Raw genomic sequence first — 15,543 nt, 5'->3', positions numbered from 1 at the left:
GAAAGTTTGGGAGTGCTAACATTTTTCCAACTGGTCAAAATTCTTGGGTTTGCGTTCCCACGTCAAGAGCCAATCAACAAGACCGAAAAAGTCATCGACCAATAGGGAGCCAGACACCGTGTCAAATTCCAATGCAGTGCCCAACGATCTGAGCGCATTCTGGATGCCGTTCACCGCGAACCGGCAGTTCAAAAAAGCGCCGCGCATGTTCGTGGCCGCCAAGGATATGCACTATACCACGTCCGACGGCCGCCAGGTTCTGGATGGCACGGCGGGCCTCTGGTGCGTCAATGCCGGCCATGCGCGTCCGCTCATCGTCGAGGCCATCGCCAAGCAGGCTGCCGAACTCGATTATGCGCCCGCGTTCCAGATGGGCCATCCTAAGGCGTTCGAGCTGGCCAATCGCCTGGTCGATATTTCGCCCAAGGGGCTCGACCATGTGCTGTTCACCAATTCGGGCTCCGAGTCTGTCGAAACCGCGCTCAAGGTCGCCCTGGCCTATCACCGCGTAAAGGGCGAGGGCGCCCGCACCCGCCTGATCGGCCGCGAACGCGCCTATCACGGCGTCAATTTCGGCGGCATTTCGGTGGGCGGCATCGTCACCAACCGCAAGATGTTCGGCACGCTGCTGGGCGGCGTCGATCACATGCCGCACACGCATAACCTGGCCAAGAATGCCTTCACGAAGGGCGTACCCGAATACGGCACCGAGCTGGCCGATGAGCTGGAACGCATCGTCACCTTGCATGACGCGTCCACCATTGCCGCCGTCATCGTCGAGCCGGTCGCCGGTTCCACTGGCGTGTTGATCCCGCCCGTCGGCTACCTTAAGCGCCTGCGCGAGATCACCAAGAAGCACGGCATCCTGCTGATTTTCGACGAAGTCATCACCGGCTTCGGCCGCCTCGGCACCCCATTTGGCGCCGATTACTTCGACGTCACCCCTGATATCCTGGTAACCGCCAAGGGCCTGACCAACGGCATCATCCCGATGGGCGCGGTTCTGGTCACCGGCGACATCCACGACGCCTTCATGGGTGGCCCCGAACACGTCATCGAGTTCTTCCACGGCTATACCTATTCGGGCAATCCGGTGGCCTCGGCGGCGGCGCTGGCCACGCTCGAAACCTACAAGCAGGAAGACCTGCTGACGCGCGGCACCGAACTGGCGCCCTATTGGGCCGATGCGCTGCACTCGCTCAAGGACGAGCCGCACGTCATCGATATCCGCAATATCGGCCTGATCGGCGCCATCGAACTCGAACCCATTGCCGGCTCGCCCACCAAGCGCGCCTTCTCGGCGTTCCTGGCCGCCTATGAATCGGGTTTCCTCGTGCGCACCACCGGCGATATCATCGCCCTCAGCCCGCCGCTGATCATCTCCAAGTCGCAGATCGATGAATTGGTCGACGGCATCCGCGCCGTGCTGAGGAGCATCGAATAATGGACATCATCGAAAACGCCGTAGCCGGCAAACGCTATGTCTCCACCGGCCGTCGGGTGCCCGTGTTCAATCCTGCCACCGGCGAGCAATCGGCCGAGCTGCCGCTATCGACGCTGAGCGAACTCAACGACGCCGTCGCTTCGGCCAAAAAAGCCTGGCCGGCTTGGGCCAATACCCCGCCGATGAAGCGCGCCCGCGTCATGTTCAAGTTCAAGCAATTGCTGGAAGCAAACGCCGACGAATTGGCGCGCGCCATTTCCAGCGAACACGGCAAGGTGCATGACGATGCCTTGGGTGAACTTGCCCGCGGCATCGACTGCGTCGATTTCGCCTGCGGCATTCCCCAACTGCTCAAAGGCGAATTCTCGCGCAATGTCGGCCCCTCGATCGATACCCATTCGGATCGCCAAGCGCTGGGCGTCGTTGCCGGTATCACCCCATTCAACTTCCCGGCCATGGTGCCGATGTGGATGTATCCAGCCGCCATCGCCTGCGGCAATACCTTCATCCTGAAGCCCTCCGAACGCGATCCCTCGGCCTCCATGCTGGCCTGGAACCTGATCATGGACGCCGGCCTGCCCGAAGGCGTGCTCAATATCGTTCACGGCGACAAGGAAATGGTCGACGGCATTTTGGACCATCCCGATATCAAGGCCGTGTCCTTTGTTGGCTCGACCCCGATCGCCGAATATGTCTACCAGCGCGGCACCAAGGCCGGTAAGCGCGTTCAGGCTCTCGGCGGCGCCAAGAACCACATGGTCATCATGCCCGACGCCGATCTCGACCAGGCCGCCGACGCCCTGATGGGCGCCGGCTACGGCTCGGCCGGCGAACGCTGCATGGCCATCTCGGTGGCTGTCCCGGTCGGCAAGGAAACCGCCGATGCGCTGGTCGCAAAACTGAAGCCCCGCGTCGAAGCCCTCAAGATCGGTCCGGCGACCGACAAGGACGCCGAAATGGGTCCGGTCGTCACCAGGATGCACCGCGACAAGATCCTCGGTTATATCGACGCCGGCGTGGAACAGGGCGCCGAACTCGTCGTCGATGGCCGTGGCTTCAAATTGCAGGGTTATGAAGGCGGCTATTATGTCGGCGGCACGCTGTTCGACAACGTCACCCGCGACATGACCATCTACAAGGAAGAAATCTTCGGCCCCGTTCTGTCGGTGGTCCGCGCCAAGGACTATGCCGAGGCGGTCGATCTGATCAACACCCATGAATACGGCAATGGCACCGCCATCTTCACCCGCGACGGCGACGCCGCCCGTGAGTTTGCCGACAAGATCGAAGTGGGCATGGTGGGCATCAACGTCCCGATCCCGGTCCCGGTCGCCTACCACTCCTTCGGCGGCTGGAAGCGGAGCCTCTTCGGCGATCACTCCATCTACGGCCCCGAAGGCGTGCACTTCTACACGCGGCTGAAAACCGTCACCACCCGCTGGCCCGCCGGCATCAAGGGCGGCGCGGAATTCTCCTTCCCGACCCACAAATAGCCTCTAGTCATATAGGTAGTCCCATGTCCTCTCCCGGCGAAAATCTTCGGATCAATGGTGACCGGCTCTGGGATAGTCTCATGGACATGGCCAAGATCGGCCCCGGCATTGCTGGCGGTAACAACCGCCAGACGGTGACCGACGCCGACGGCGAAGGCCGCCACCTGTTTCAATCCTGGTGCGAGGCCGCCGGCCTCACCATGGGCGTCGATGAAATGGGCACCATGTTCGCCCGCCGCGAAGGCACCGATCCAAGCCTCGCGCCCGTCTATGTCGGCTCCCACCTCGATACCCAGCCCACCGGCGGCAAATATGATGGCGTGCTGGGCGTGCTGGGCGGCCTCGAAGTCGTGCGCACCCTCAACGATCTGGGCATCAAGACGCGCCACCCTATCGTCGTTACCAACTGGACCAACGAGGAGGGCGCCCGCTTCGCCCCCGCCATGATGGCCTCGGGCGTCTTCGCCGGCGTGCTCGACCAGGCCGACGTCTATGCCCACACCGACAAGGACGGCAAAAAGTTCGGCGACGAGCTCGCCCGCATCGGCTGGAAGGGAAGCGAGAAGGTCGGCGACCGCAAGATCCACGCCTTCTTCGAACTGCATATCGAGCAAGGCCCAATCCTTGAGGACGAAGGCATCGACATCGGTGTCGTGACCCACGGCCAGGGCCTCAAATGGCTCCAGGTCACCCTGACCGGCAAGGAAGCCCATACCGGCTCCACCCCCATGCCCAAGCGCCGCAATGCCAGCCTCGGCATGGCCCGCGTCATTGAACTCGTCCACCACACCGCCATGAGCCACCAGCCCGATGCCGTTGGCGCCGTCGGCCATATCGAGGTCTATCCCAACTCGCGCAACATCATCGCCGGCAAGACGGTCTTCACCATCGACATTCGCTCGCCCAGCAAGGCGACATTGGACGAGATGGACCTGACCATCCGCACCGGCATCGAAGCCATCATTTCGGACATGGATATCGGTGCCGAGATCGAGCAGGTCGGCCATTTCGATCCGGTGACCTTCGATCCAGGCTGCGTCTCCGCCATCCGCAACGCCGCTGAGCGGCTGGGGTACTCCCACCGAAACATCATCTCCGGTGCCGGCCACGACGCATGCTGGATCAACCGCGTTGCACCAACGGCGATGGTGATGTGTCCGTGTGTGGACGGGCTCAGCCACAACGAGGCGGAAGATATCTCCAAGGAATGGGCGGCCGCGGGGGCGGATGTGCTGTTTCACGCGGTGGTAGAAACAGCGGGGATTGTGGAGTGATGATTTCCGCAAGGCATCGATGCTGGCCTCCATTCCTCTCCCCGTCGGGGAGAGGGTGGCTCGGCGCAGCCGGGACGGGTGAGGGTGCCCTGTGATCGAACGCCGCGCCCGCCTTTTGCGACAAGACGGAACCGATGCCGAAAACCGGCTCTGGTATTCGCTCCGCAGTCGCGCATTGGGCGGCAACAAATTTGTTCGACAGCTCGCGATCGGCCCATATTTCGCAGACTTCGCCTGTCGTGAGCATATGCTGATTATCGAAGTCGATGGCGGCCAACATGATGGGTCGCAATCGGATATCGCTCGAACAGGTTACCTGAATAGCCAAGGCTACTCTGTCCTGCGCTTCTGGAACAACGAAGTGCTTGAGAATCGCGACGGCGTTCTCGATGCCATCACTCGCGTCATAGAGCAGACACCCTCACCCGACCTCCGCTACGCTCCGGCCACCCTCTCCCCGACGGGGAGAGGAATAAGAGGCGCCAGAGCCGCCGCCGCATCAATAGCCGCACGACACCTTTCTATTCCTCTCCCCGTCGGGGAGAGGGTGGATCGCCCGCAGGGCGAGACGGGTGAGGGTGCGCTTTCCCACGAAAGGCCCATCCCATGACCACAGTCATCAAAAACGGCACCGTCGTCACTGCCGATCTCACCTATGCCGCCGATGTGCTCATCGATGGCGAAACCATCATCGAGATCGGTCCTAACCTGTCCGGCGATACCACGCTCGACGCCACCGGCTGCTACGTCATGCCCGGCGGGATCGACCCCCACACGCATCTGGAAATGCCGTTCATGGGCACCTATTCCTCCGATGATTTCGAATCCGGCACCCGCGCGGCGCTCGCTGGCGGCACCACCATGGTGGTGGATTTCTGCCTGCCCAATCCGGGCCAGAGCCTGCTCGAAGCCCTCCAGATGTGGGACAACAAAACCTCGAAGGCGAGCACCGATTATTCCTTCCACATGGCGATCACCTGGTGGGATGAGCAGGTCTGGCGCGAAATGGCCGAGGTGGTGGATCGCGGCATTACCAGTTTCAAGCATTTCATGGCCTATAAGGGCTCGCTGATGGTCAATGATGACGAGATGTTCTCATCGTTCTCGCGCTGTGCCGAACTGGGCGCGCTCCCATTGGTGCATGCCGAAAACGGCGACATCGTTGCCGCCATGACGCAAAAACTGCTCGATGCGGGCAATAATGGTCCCGAGGGCCATGCCTATTCGCGCCCGCCCGAAGTCGAGGGCGAAGCCACCAACCGGGCCATCGTGCTGGCCGACATGGCCGGGGTGCCGCTCTATGTGGTCCACGTCTCCTGCGAGCAGGCGCATGAAGCCATTCGCCGCGCGCGCCAGCAGGGCATGCGGGTTTATGGCGAGCCGCTGATCCAGCACCTGACGCTGGACGAAAGCGAATATTTCAATCCCGATTGGGACTATGCGGCCCGCCGCGTCATGTCCCCGCCATTCCGCAACAAGCTGCATCAGGATTCGCTATGGGCGGGCCTGGCTGCCGGCTCGCTGCAGGTGGTGGCCACCGATCACTGTGCTTTCACCACGGCGCAGAAGCGCAACGGCATCGGCAATTTCGCCAAGATTCCCAATGGAACCGGGGGGTTGGAAGATCGTCTGCCGGTGCTGTGGACCAAGGGCGTCGCCACCGGGCGGCTGACCATGAACGAGTTCGTAGCGGTCACTTCCACCAACATCGCCAAGATTTTGAACTGCTATCCCAAGAAGGGCGCCATCCTGGTCGGCGCTGACGCCGATATTGTGGTGCTCGATCCCAAGCGCGGCAAGACCATCACCGCCGCCAAGCAGCAATCGGCGATTGATTACAACGTCTTCGAAGGTTTTGAAGTCACCGGCTTGCCGCGTTTCGTGCTGAGTCGGGGCAAGGTCTCCATCGTGGAAAACGACATCAAGGCCGAGCAGGGCCACGGCAAATTTGTCGCCCGCGAGCCAAAAAACCCTGTGAACCGCGCGCTGTCGCAGTGGAAAGATATCGTGGCGCCCCGCAAGATCGAACGGACCGGCATTCCGGCGACGGGGGTCTGAATGGTGAGCAATAGGCTAGCATCGTGTTGACACTGACTGTCGCATTAAGCGCCAAACGCCGCCGCCTCTATTCCGAGTGAAAGGTTTCGCCTTTGTCCATGACGACCGATTTATCTGCCGCCAACATGGACAAGGGCCCGCCGCCCCAGGCGGTGGTCTCCGCGCAAAATCTCAGCCTGACTTTCGGCACGAATGATGGCCCGGTCCACGCGCTCAGCGACGTCAACTTGACGATAGCCAAGGGCGAGTTCGTTTCGTTCATCGGCCCATCGGGCTGCGGCAAAACCACCTTCCTGCGCACCATCGCCGATCTGGAACAGCCCAGCTCCGGCACGCTGTCGATCAATGGCATGACGCCGCGCCAGGCGCGCGAAACCCGAGCCTACGGCTATGTGTTCCAGGCGCCAGCGCTCTATCCGTGGCGCACCATCGAAAAGAACGTCGCCCTGCCGCTGGAAATCATGGGTTATCCCAAAGCGGAGCAGGCTCAGCGCATCGCTCGCACCATGGAACTGGTGAACCTGGCCGGGTTCGAGCAGAAATTTCCCTGGCAGCTCTCGGGTGGCATGCAGCAGCGCGCCTCCATCGCCCGCGCGCTCGCCTTCGATGCCGACCTGCTGCTGATGGATGAGCCCTTCGGCGCGCTCGACGAAATTGTGCGCGATCATCTCAATTCCGAGCTGCTCAAGCTGTGGGCCGCCACCAACAAGACCATCTGCTTCGTCACCCACTCCATCCCAGAGGCGGTGTATCTCTCGACCAAGATCGTGGTCATGTCGCCGCGCCCCGGCCGCGTGACCGACGTGATCGAGAGCACGCTGCCGAAAGAGCGTCCGCTGGATATCCGCGAGACACCGGAATTCCTGGCAATTGCGGCGCGCGTACGCGATGGGCTGCGTGCCGGGCATTCCTATGAGGACGTGGTATGAGGGGCCGCGTGCTGCCCATCCTCATCGTCCTGCTTGCCATCGTGCTGTTTTGGTACGCGGCCGCCATCTGGATGAACGCGCCCTGGCAGAGCATGCTTTATGCCCGCGCCGGTCTCGTTGATGTTCCGGTGCAGCAATTCGTCCTCGATAGCTGGGCGCAGGACAAGCCGGTGCTACCCGCGCCCCATCAGGTGTTTGGCGAAATCTGGAACGCGGCGATCGCCATCGCGCCGACCTCGCGCCGCTCGCTGGCCTATCATGCCTGGATCACGCTGTCGGGCACGCTGTTCGGCTTCGTGCTGGGCACTGCGCTGGGCATCGCTCTCGCCGTCGCCATCGTGCACAACGATGCCGCCAACCGATCGCTGATGCCCTGGATCATCGCCAGCCAGACCGTGCCGATCCTTGCCGTCGCGCCCATGGTGGTGGTCGGCTTTGGCGCCGTCGGCGTCACCGGGCTGCTGCCCAAGGCCCTGATCTCGATGTATCTCAGCTTTTTCCCGGTCGTTGTCGGCATGGTCAAGGGCCTGCGCACCCCCGAAGCCATCCAGCTCGATCTGCTCCAAACCTATAACGCCACGCCGTGGCAGGTCTTTGCCAAGCTGCGCTGGCCCTCTGCCATGCCGTTCCTGTTTGCGTCCATGAAGGTGGGCATTGCCATTTCGCTGATTGGCGCGGTGGTGGGCGAGTTGTCCAACAATGCTGGCGGCGGGCTGGGTGTGCGCCTGCTCACCGGTTCCTACAATGGCCAGACCGTGCAGATTTGGGCCGCCCTGTTTATCGCGGCCGCCCTTGCCGCAGTGCTGGTCATCGCCGTTGGTGTCCTCGAGCGCCTGGTCAATGCCCGCATGGGAGCGCGTCCCGTATGAGCCAGCTGCAGTATTATCTGGCTTTGGTTGCCGGCGGCCTCTGCGCGGCGGGTTTGGCCCTGAGTTTTGCTACGCCGCTCGAAACAGCGCTGGTGCTCAAGGCGTTCCTGGCTCTCGGCTTCCTCAGCCTGCTGCGCTTCACCCTGCCGCTCGGCTTGTGGGCAGATGGCGCCGTGGCTGCCCTCGGTGCTGTCGCCGTCCTGGCCGGTCTTGCCGCGCTCGACCCGGCGCCGCCGTTCTTCTGGATGGCGCTGATCGCGACCTGGTTGTTTGCCTGGCTGTTCGTCGAGCGCCTGGCGGCCGCCATTCGCGCCGGGCGCGCAACGGGTTTCGGCATGCTGATCCCGCTGGTCTTCGGCGTGTCGATCCTGCTGTTCTGGGAAGTGGTGACGCGCGGCACCCATGTGCCCCAGGTCATCTTGCCGCCGCCCTCCCAGGTCTGGACGCGGCTCATCGCCTCGCTGCCCACGCTGTGGGCCGATTTCCAGCAGACCTTCCTCAAGGCGGTGCTGGCCGGCTATATCATGGGCTGCGCCGCCGGTTTCGCCGTGGCGATCCTGGTCGACCGTTCGCCCTTTCTCAAGGCCGGCCTGCTGCCCACTGGCAATTTCGTCTCGGCGCTCCCCATTATCGGCATCGCGCCGATCATGGTCATGTGGTTTGGTTTCGATTGGCAGTCCAAGGCAGCCGTCGTCGTGGCGATGACGTTCTTTCCCATGCTGGTCAATACAGTCAGCGGGCTCAATGCGGCCTCATCCATCGAGCGCGACCTGATGCGGACGTATGCGGCGAACTATTGGCAGACGCTGTTCAAGTTGCGGCTGCCGGCGGCCGCGCCTTTCATCTTCAACGCACTCAAGATCAATTCGACTCTGGCCCTGATTGGGGCCATCGTCGCAGAGTTTTTCGGGACGCCCATTGTGGGAATGGGCTTCCGGATTTCGACCGAGGTCGGCCGCCTAAATATCGACCTGGTCTGGGCAGAGATCGCCATGGCGGCGGTCGCGGGGTCTGCCTTCTATGGCGTGATCGCTCTGGTGGAGCGATCGGTCACGTTCTGGCATCCGTCCGTTCGCGGGCGGGCATAACAGGGAAAAAGGGAAAAAGGGAACAACAATGAAAAAACTTCTAGTCGTGTTGGCCGCTGGCGCCATGGCGCTCTCGGCATCGTCTGCCTGGGCGCAGGACGCTCTCAAGCTGCAGCTGAAATGGGTCACCCAAGCGCAGTTTGCCGGCTATATCGTGGCCAAGGAAAAAGGCTTCTATACCGACGAAAATCTCGACATTACCATCCTGCCCGGCGGCCCCAATGTGGCCCCCGAACAGGTGATCGCCGGCGGTGGCGCCGATATCATCGTCGACTGGATGGGCGGTGCCTTGGCGGCGCGCGAAAAAGGCGTGCCGCTGGTCAATATCGCCCAGCCCTTCAAGCGCTCGGGCCTGATGATGATCTGCCCCAAGGAAACCGGCATCAAGACGGAAGCCGACTTCAAGGGTCATACGCTCGGCGTGTGGTTCTTTGGCAATGAATATCCGTTCTTCGCCTGGATGAACAAGCTCGGGCTCAGCACCGCCGAAGGCGGCGACGTCAAGGTGCTGCAGCAGTCTTTCGACATTCAGCCGATGATCCAGAAGCAGGCCGACTGCATCTCGGTCATGACCTATAACGAATATGGCCAGGCGCTCGATGCCGGCTATGGCCCGGACAACCTGACCATCTTCAACTACACCGAACTGGGCAATGACCTGCTCGAAGACGGCCTCTATGTCATGGAACCCACGCTGGCCGATCCCGCCAAGGCCGATGCCTATACGCGCTTCGTGCGCGCCTCGATGAAAGGCTGGCAGTACGCCCTCGACAATCCCGCCGAAGCCGCCCAGATCGTCGTCGATAGCGACGAAACCGGTGCCGCCACGCTCGATCATCAGCTCTACATGGTGGGCGAGGTCAGCAAGCTGGTCGACCCGGCCGACCCGGCCCTGGATCAAGCGGTGTATGACCGCACCGTCAAGGCCTTGCTCGACCAGAAGATCATCACCGCGCAGCCCAAGGACGCTTTCACCACCGCCATTACCGACGGGCTTAAATAAGCCTGACGAGTCACGGCGGAAGGGCGGGGAGGAATCCCCGCCTTTTCCTTTTTTGGCTCTCCCCTTGGGGGAGCATCAAGGTTTCGCGCAAGCGGCTTCACCCCTCCTACCTCCCCCTAGATGGGGGAGGTAGGAGGGGGTGTCGTCCCAAGCCCAGAACTCACCGACGCCCACCACCTCCGTACAAACCAGACCATCTCCCAAAACCTGCCGCATTTTTGCGCAGCCCCGCAACCAAATGCCGCGATGGAGGTTTTGTCTCGCACTCTCTGCGTTACAAACAACAAGAAGGGCTCTGTCATGAATTCGATCATTTATCTCGTCGGTCTCGTCGTGGTCGTGATGGCCGTATTGTCGTTCGTCGGTCTGCACTGAACGCACGACTAAGCCTAAATCACAACAATTCTTGGAGGCACTATCATGGCAATCGATGCCCCGACGGGCGTAACTGTCGTTAGCGGCGCGGCTTCAACTACAGACGACGTGTCCTATGTCGACTGGCCCGCAATCTTCGCCGGAATTCTATTGGCCTCGGCCATCTCTGTGGTCTTTATTTCCTTTGGCTCGGCCATCGGGCTGAACTTCCTCGATTTTGACGGTGAAGGCGCGTCCCCGATCTGGATCGCGATAGCTGCGGCGTCCTGGTTCCTCTGGGTGCAGATTTCCAGCTTCATGGCCGGCGGCTATCTCACCGGCCGGCTGCGTCGCCGTCATTTCGACGCCACCGAGCATGAAAGCGACGTGCGCGATGGCGCCCATGGCCTCTTGGTCTGGGCCGGCGCCGCCGTCCTCGGCACCATCATCGCTATCGGCGGTATTGGGGCCGCGGTCAGCACGGCCGGTAATGTCGTCGCCACCGCCACCAATGCGGCGTCCAACGCGGCCGACGTCAGCGTTGACCCGAACGCCTACTTCATCGATACGCTGTTCCGCTCGAACCAGCCGGCGGCTGGCGGCGATATCAGCGCTGTTCGTGATGAAGCCGGCCGCATCTTCGCCCAGGCTGCGCTCGGCGATGGCACCATCGCGGCCGATGACAAGACCTACCTGGCCAATGTGGTTGCCGCTAATACGGGCCTGACGCCCGAAGAAGCCAGCGCCCGTGTCGATCAGGTCGCCGCTGCTGTCAATGATGCGCGCCTCAAGGCCATCGAAACTGCCCGTATTGCCCGCAATACCGGCATTATCGGCGCCTTCTTGATCGCCGCCTCGCTGCTGATCTCGGCTATCGGCGCTTACTGGGCGGCCCAGAAGGGCGGCAATCATCGCGATGACGAAACCGTCTTCGCCGACGTGTTCCGCCGCTTTTAACGCTCACCAACAAAGGAGAACATCATGCTACGCGGTTTAGGTCTCTGGTTGCTCGGCGTGCCGATCTGGCTGGTACTGATCATTGTTTTCTTCATCCATCGATGAAGCCAGGGCGGGGAGCAATCCCCGCCTTTTTCATTCGATCAGTTGAACACGCGACGCGGCTGGAACTGGCCGAACTGCACGAAACCGGTCGCCAACACCACACCGGCGAAACTGGCCCAGCAATCGTCCATGCTCACCGGCGCCCCGGCTCCCGTCAGCAATACCGCATTGCCATGCCGCACCGAGGCCGCCTGCGACGGGTTCAGCCGCAATTCGGGCACGCCATCCAGCGCTTCGGCGACCGGGCGAATGAAGGTATCGCGCTCTTCGGCCAGCAACGCTTCCAGTGCATCGATGGTCACGGCATCGGCATCGCTGAACGGCCCAACCGCCGCGCGGTGCAGCATCGAGACATGGCCGCGCGTACCAAGCTGCTCGGCGATATCGCGCGCTAGCGAGCGCACATAGGTGCCCTTGCCGCAGCTGACTTCCAGCACCGACTGATCGCTGCCGTGGCTGACCAGCGCGATCGAATCCACGCGGATCTCGCGCTTGGCCAGTTCCACCACTTCGCCGGCCCGCGCCAGGTCATAGGCGCGTTCGCCATCGATCTTGAGCGCCGAATAGATCGGCGGCAGCTGCAGAAACGTGCCGGTGAACTGCGGCAGGATCGCCTCGAGCGCCGCCTGGTCGGGCCGCACGTCGGAGGTCGCGATCACCGCGCCTTCGGCATCGTCGGTCGCGGTGGCGCTGCCCCACTTTATGGCGAAGCGGTAAATCTTGGTGCCGTCCTGCACATAGGGCACGGCCTTGGTGGCTTCGCCCAGCGCGATCGGCAATATGCCCGTGGCCAGCGGATCAAGTGTGCCCGCATGGCCGGCCTTGGCGGCGCCGAATAGCCAGCGCACCTTGCCCACGGCCTGGGTCGAGGTCATGTCATAGGGCTTGTTGAGCACAACCCAGCCGGAAATGGCGCGCTTGACGCGTTTGGGCGCGCTCAAACTTCTTTCTCGTCCTCGTCGCCAGCGGCGAGGTCACGTTTCACCTTGTCGGAGCGCAGCAGCGCGTCGATGCGGCCGGCTTCCTCGAAGGTGTCGTCGACGAAAAACTTCACTTCGGGGGCGAACTTCATGTTGATCTGGGGCGCTACGCGGCCGCGGATGAATTTGCGGTGCCGGTTCAGCGCCTCGACGATGGCCTCGGCGCGCTGGCCGCCCAGCGGCATCACATAGGCATTGGCCAGCTTGAGGTCGGGGCTCATGCGCACTTCGGGCACGGTGATGATGACGCCGCGCAGCGCGTCGTCCTCGACATCGCCGCGCGCGAAAATCGCCGCCAGCGCATGGCGCACCAGTTCGCCGACACGCAGCGAGCGCTGGTTGGGGCCTAATTTTTGGTCTTTGCTCATTGGCCCGATCTAAGCGCTCGGGGCCCTCGCGTCAATCCGTGGGCGTCAGTGCCGCCTGGTCTTGCAGCTGGGTGGCGCGAGCCTGCACCACGTCCGTCGCGACCGGCCAGGTTGACGGCGTCTTCGGATCAAAGCTCTTGCCGCGCCATTCCTGGAACACGATGGCGACGCCGGTGGTGCTTTTCTTGAAGCTCATGACCGCCACCTCCCCAAGCCCGCTATAGCCGGTGAGGTCGTCGCGATAGCCGCCGCAGATGAAGCCGAGTGGGGCCAGCACTTCGCCCTGGTCGGGCTGCAACTGGAAAAAGCCGGTGCTCTCGGGTTTGCAGGTGGCCGCATAGCCCGCCATCACCGCCGCGCGGAACTGGGCCAGCGGCCGCGTGGCCCCCAGCGTGATCCGCGCGCCATAAAGGGTGTTCCACAGCGCCTCGGTCTCGCCTTTGGGCCGCAATTCCACCACCGCCTGGCGATCGTCGCCCACATAGCGGATTTCGAGCTGCGATTCGATCGGGCCCGATGGTGCTTGCAGCCAGTCGGGCATCGGCATCGTCAGGTGATGGCCAAGCCGGTCCAGCGTCAGCACGCCGTCGGCCTCAGCCAAGGGCGGCTGGCTGGCGTCCTGCGCCCAGGACGGCATGGCCAAGGCCGCCAACAACAGGCCGGCAAGGGGGAGTTTTGCGTATGTCATCATCAGGCCGTTACCCTTGCCCAGAACTCACCGACGCGGCGCGCTGCCCCCCGGCATGCCGCAATGCAGCAGAAGTAGGTGCCAAGTCCTCGCCATAGCAAGGGGGCAGAGAGGGGCAACGCCAGATGCCGTCCTCATTGGGTATTTAGCGCAACACTCAGGGACGGGCCGGACGTCCCGGCGCCTGCGGCCCATCGGGCAGGACGCGATGCGGCGGCTGGTGTCCATCCATGAAGGCGCGGATATTGACGATCACCGTCTCGCCCATCTCGATCCGCGCTTCCAGCGTGGCCGAAGCCATATGGGCAGTCAGCACCACCTTGTTGGCCTCCGCCAGCGCCAGCAGCCGACTATTGATGCCACGCTTGTTCTCGAACACATCGAGCGCCGCCCCACTCAGGTGGCCACTTTCGATCTGGTCGACCAGCGCGTTCTCGTCGATCAGCTCAGGTCGCGACACATTGACCACGAAACTGCCCTTCTTCATCCGCGCCAACCGCTCGGCCGACAGGATGTGGAAGGTTTCGCGGGTGTGCGGCGTGTGCAGCGAAACGATATCGACCGCCGCGATCATCGCGTCGAGGTCATGCCAATAGGTGGCTTCCAGCGGCTCTTCGACGCCGGGCGGCCGGCGGGCGCGGGAGAAATAATGGATATTGAGCCCGAACGCTTTCGCGCGCTGCGCCACCGCTGTGCCGATCCGGCCCATGCCCACAATGCCAAGGGCCTTGCCGCGCAGGCGATGCCCTAGCATCCAGGTCGGCGACCAGCCGGCCCAGACCCCGTCGCGCACCAGCAATTGCATGCCCTCGACCAGCCGTCGCGGCAGCGCCAGCATCAACGCCATCGCCATGTCGGCGGTGTCTTCGGTCAAAACGCTGGGCGTGTTGGTCACCGTCAGGCCCGCCGCCAGCGCCGCTTCCACGTCGATATTGTCGACCCCATTGCCGAACTGGGCGATCATCCGCACCGATTTGGGCAGCCGGGCGATCAGTGCGGCATCGACGGTGTCGGTGATCGAGCAGACCAGCACGTCCTTGCCCGCCAGCCCGTCGATGATATCGTCGGCGGTCAGGGTGACGTCGCCCTCATTGACATCGGTCTCGAACAGCGTCGCCATGCGCGCCTCGATCGTCGCGGGCAGACGCCTGGTGACAAGAACTTTCGGTTTGGTCGTGGTCATGCGGTCCGGGACGGGAGGAGGGGCCATTGGCCCTTTCAGCGACCATTAAGGTTCGTGCGGTAGTGATAGGGCAAATCCAACCCATCTGCAAAGTCATGTTTGAATCCCCCCGAGGCGCCTATTTCGCACGCTTTTGCCGGCAGGCCCTGCGTCCGCTGATCATGCTGTGCGCGATCGTGGCGCTGGCTTTGCCCGACCTGGCCTGGGCCCAGACCAATACGCCCAGCGGCCTCAAGCTGCCGCGCTTCGTCACCACCCGCTCCAGCCCGATCAATGTGCGCGTCGGCCCCGGCGTGAAATACGAAGTTGCCTGGGAATATCTCAAGGACGGCGTACCGGTGGAAATCGTCCAGGAATTCGATACCTGGCGCAAGATTCGCGATGTCGATGGCTCCGAGGGCTGGGTGCACCAGAACCTGTTGCAGGGCGGCCGTGCCGGCTACGTCACCCCGCTAATGGCCAATGGCGAGATCATCCTGCATTCGGGCGCCTCGGACGGCAGCAGCACGCGCGCCACGCTGGGCGCGGGCCTCCGCGTCACCATCAAGTCCTGCGACGGCGACTGGTGCGAAGTCACCGCCAGCCAGCAGATCGAGGGTGAACGCTCCGCCAGCTATTCGGGCTTCCTGCATCAGGAAGAGCTCTGGGGCGTCTATCCCGACGAAAAGTTCGACTAGAGCTCGGCAAAAAGTTGCGGGCCGGGGCTGGTGTGAAACCAACGCCGGCCCGCAACTGTGCGTCTGAAAATCG

At 62.8% G+C, this 15,543-nt stretch carries 15 protein-coding genes; 11 read left to right on the top strand and 4 right to left on the bottom strand.

All coding sequences use genetic code 11. The features are described 5' to 3' along the window. Positions 1-118: 118 nt before the first annotated feature. From JWR51_RS15525 to JWR51_RS15480, 10 genes are all read left to right on the top strand, one after another. Positions 119-1,444 carry an aspartate aminotransferase family protein gene (locus JWR51_RS15525; RefSeq protein ID WP_299749275.1) on the top strand — a complete coding sequence of 442 codons (1,326 nt, stop codon included), beginning with the start codon at positions 119-121 and terminating at the stop codon, positions 1,442-1,444. Further along, positions 1,444-2,937 carry a CoA-acylating methylmalonate-semialdehyde dehydrogenase gene (locus JWR51_RS15520; RefSeq protein ID WP_299749272.1) on the top strand — a complete coding sequence of 498 codons (1,494 nt, stop codon included), beginning with the start codon at positions 1,444-1,446 and terminating at the stop codon, positions 2,935-2,937. Before JWR51_RS15525 ends, JWR51_RS15520 begins: the two co-directional genes overlap by 1 nt. A 23-nt stretch (positions 2,938-2,960) precedes the next feature. Continuing rightward, complete coding sequence (locus tag JWR51_RS15515; RefSeq protein ID WP_299749269.1) at positions 2,961-4,211, top strand: Zn-dependent hydrolase; 1,251 nt, start codon at positions 2,961-2,963, stop codon at positions 4,209-4,211. 91 nt (positions 4,212-4,302) lie between these two features. Then, the gene (locus tag JWR51_RS15510) at positions 4,303-4,821 is read left to right on the top strand and encodes an endonuclease domain-containing protein (RefSeq protein ID WP_366525600.1); all 519 of its coding nucleotides are present in this window, start codon (positions 4,303-4,305) and stop codon (positions 4,819-4,821) included. Then, positions 4,818-6,269 (top strand): dihydropyrimidinase, encoded by a 1,452-nt coding sequence (hydA, locus tag JWR51_RS15505; protein ID WP_299749266.1) that lies wholly within the window; start codon positions 4,818-4,820, stop codon positions 6,267-6,269. The genes JWR51_RS15510 and hydA overlap by 4 nt, the downstream gene beginning before the upstream one ends. A gap of 125 nt (positions 6,270-6,394) precedes the next feature. Beyond that, positions 6,395-7,198 (top strand): ABC transporter ATP-binding protein, encoded by an 804-nt coding sequence (locus JWR51_RS15500; protein ID WP_299749393.1) that lies wholly within the window; start codon positions 6,395-6,397, stop codon positions 7,196-7,198. Continuing rightward, positions 7,195-8,067, top strand: a complete 873-nt coding sequence (locus JWR51_RS15495; protein ID WP_299749263.1) for an ABC transporter permease subunit — start codon at positions 7,195-7,197, stop codon at positions 8,065-8,067. The genes JWR51_RS15500 and JWR51_RS15495 overlap by 4 nt, the downstream gene beginning before the upstream one ends. Positions 8,068-8,312: 245 nt before the next feature. After that, positions 8,313-9,155 carry an ABC transporter permease gene (locus JWR51_RS15490; protein WP_299749390.1) on the top strand — a complete coding sequence of 281 codons (843 nt, stop codon included), beginning with the start codon at positions 8,313-8,315 and terminating at the stop codon, positions 9,153-9,155. Between the two features lie 28 nt (positions 9,156-9,183). Then, positions 9,184-10,158 (top strand): ABC transporter substrate-binding protein, encoded by a 975-nt coding sequence (locus JWR51_RS15485; protein WP_299749260.1) that lies wholly within the window; start codon positions 9,184-9,186, stop codon positions 10,156-10,158. Positions 10,159-10,578: 420 nt separating this feature from the next. Then, complete coding sequence (locus JWR51_RS15480; RefSeq protein ID WP_299749257.1) at positions 10,579-11,469, top strand: hypothetical protein; 891 nt, start codon at positions 10,579-10,581, stop codon at positions 11,467-11,469. Positions 11,470-11,612: 143 nt separating this feature from the next. Here the strand turns inward: JWR51_RS15480 and truB are convergent, their stop codons facing one another. From truB to JWR51_RS15460, 4 genes are all read right to left on the bottom strand, one after another. Continuing rightward, a complete protein-coding gene (truB, locus tag JWR51_RS15475; RefSeq protein WP_299749255.1) occupies positions 11,613-12,515 on the bottom strand; it encodes a tRNA pseudouridine(55) synthase TruB in 903 nt (300 codons plus the stop codon). After that, positions 12,512-12,922 carry a 30S ribosome-binding factor RbfA gene (gene rbfA / locus JWR51_RS15470; RefSeq protein ID WP_299749252.1) on the bottom strand — a complete coding sequence of 137 codons (411 nt, stop codon included), beginning with the start codon at positions 12,920-12,922 and terminating at the stop codon, positions 12,512-12,514. The genes truB and rbfA overlap by 4 nt, the downstream gene beginning before the upstream one ends. A 31-nt stretch (positions 12,923-12,953) precedes the next feature. After that, on the bottom strand, positions 12,954-13,613 hold the full coding sequence (locus JWR51_RS15465) for a hypothetical protein (RefSeq protein WP_299749250.1): 660 nt from the start codon (positions 13,611-13,613) through the stop codon (positions 12,954-12,956). 154 nt (positions 13,614-13,767) lie between these two features. Then, on the bottom strand, positions 13,768-14,793 hold the full coding sequence (locus tag JWR51_RS15460; protein WP_299749247.1) for a D-glycerate dehydrogenase: 1,026 nt from the start codon (positions 14,791-14,793) through the stop codon (positions 13,768-13,770). Positions 14,794-14,888: 95 nt separating this feature from the next. Between JWR51_RS15460 and JWR51_RS15455 the strand changes: the two genes are divergently transcribed. Next, on the top strand, positions 14,889-15,470 hold the full coding sequence (locus tag JWR51_RS15455; protein ID WP_299749244.1) for an SH3 domain-containing protein: 582 nt from the start codon (positions 14,889-14,891) through the stop codon (positions 15,468-15,470). Positions 15,471-15,543 lie beyond the last annotated feature (73 nt).

The organism is Devosia sp. (assembly GCF_028290625.1).
Taxonomy (GTDB): domain Bacteria; phylum Pseudomonadota; class Alphaproteobacteria; order Rhizobiales; family Devosiaceae; genus Devosia.
Note: the sequence above shows the minus strand (reverse complement) of the source record. Positions and strands in the feature narration are given on the sequence as shown.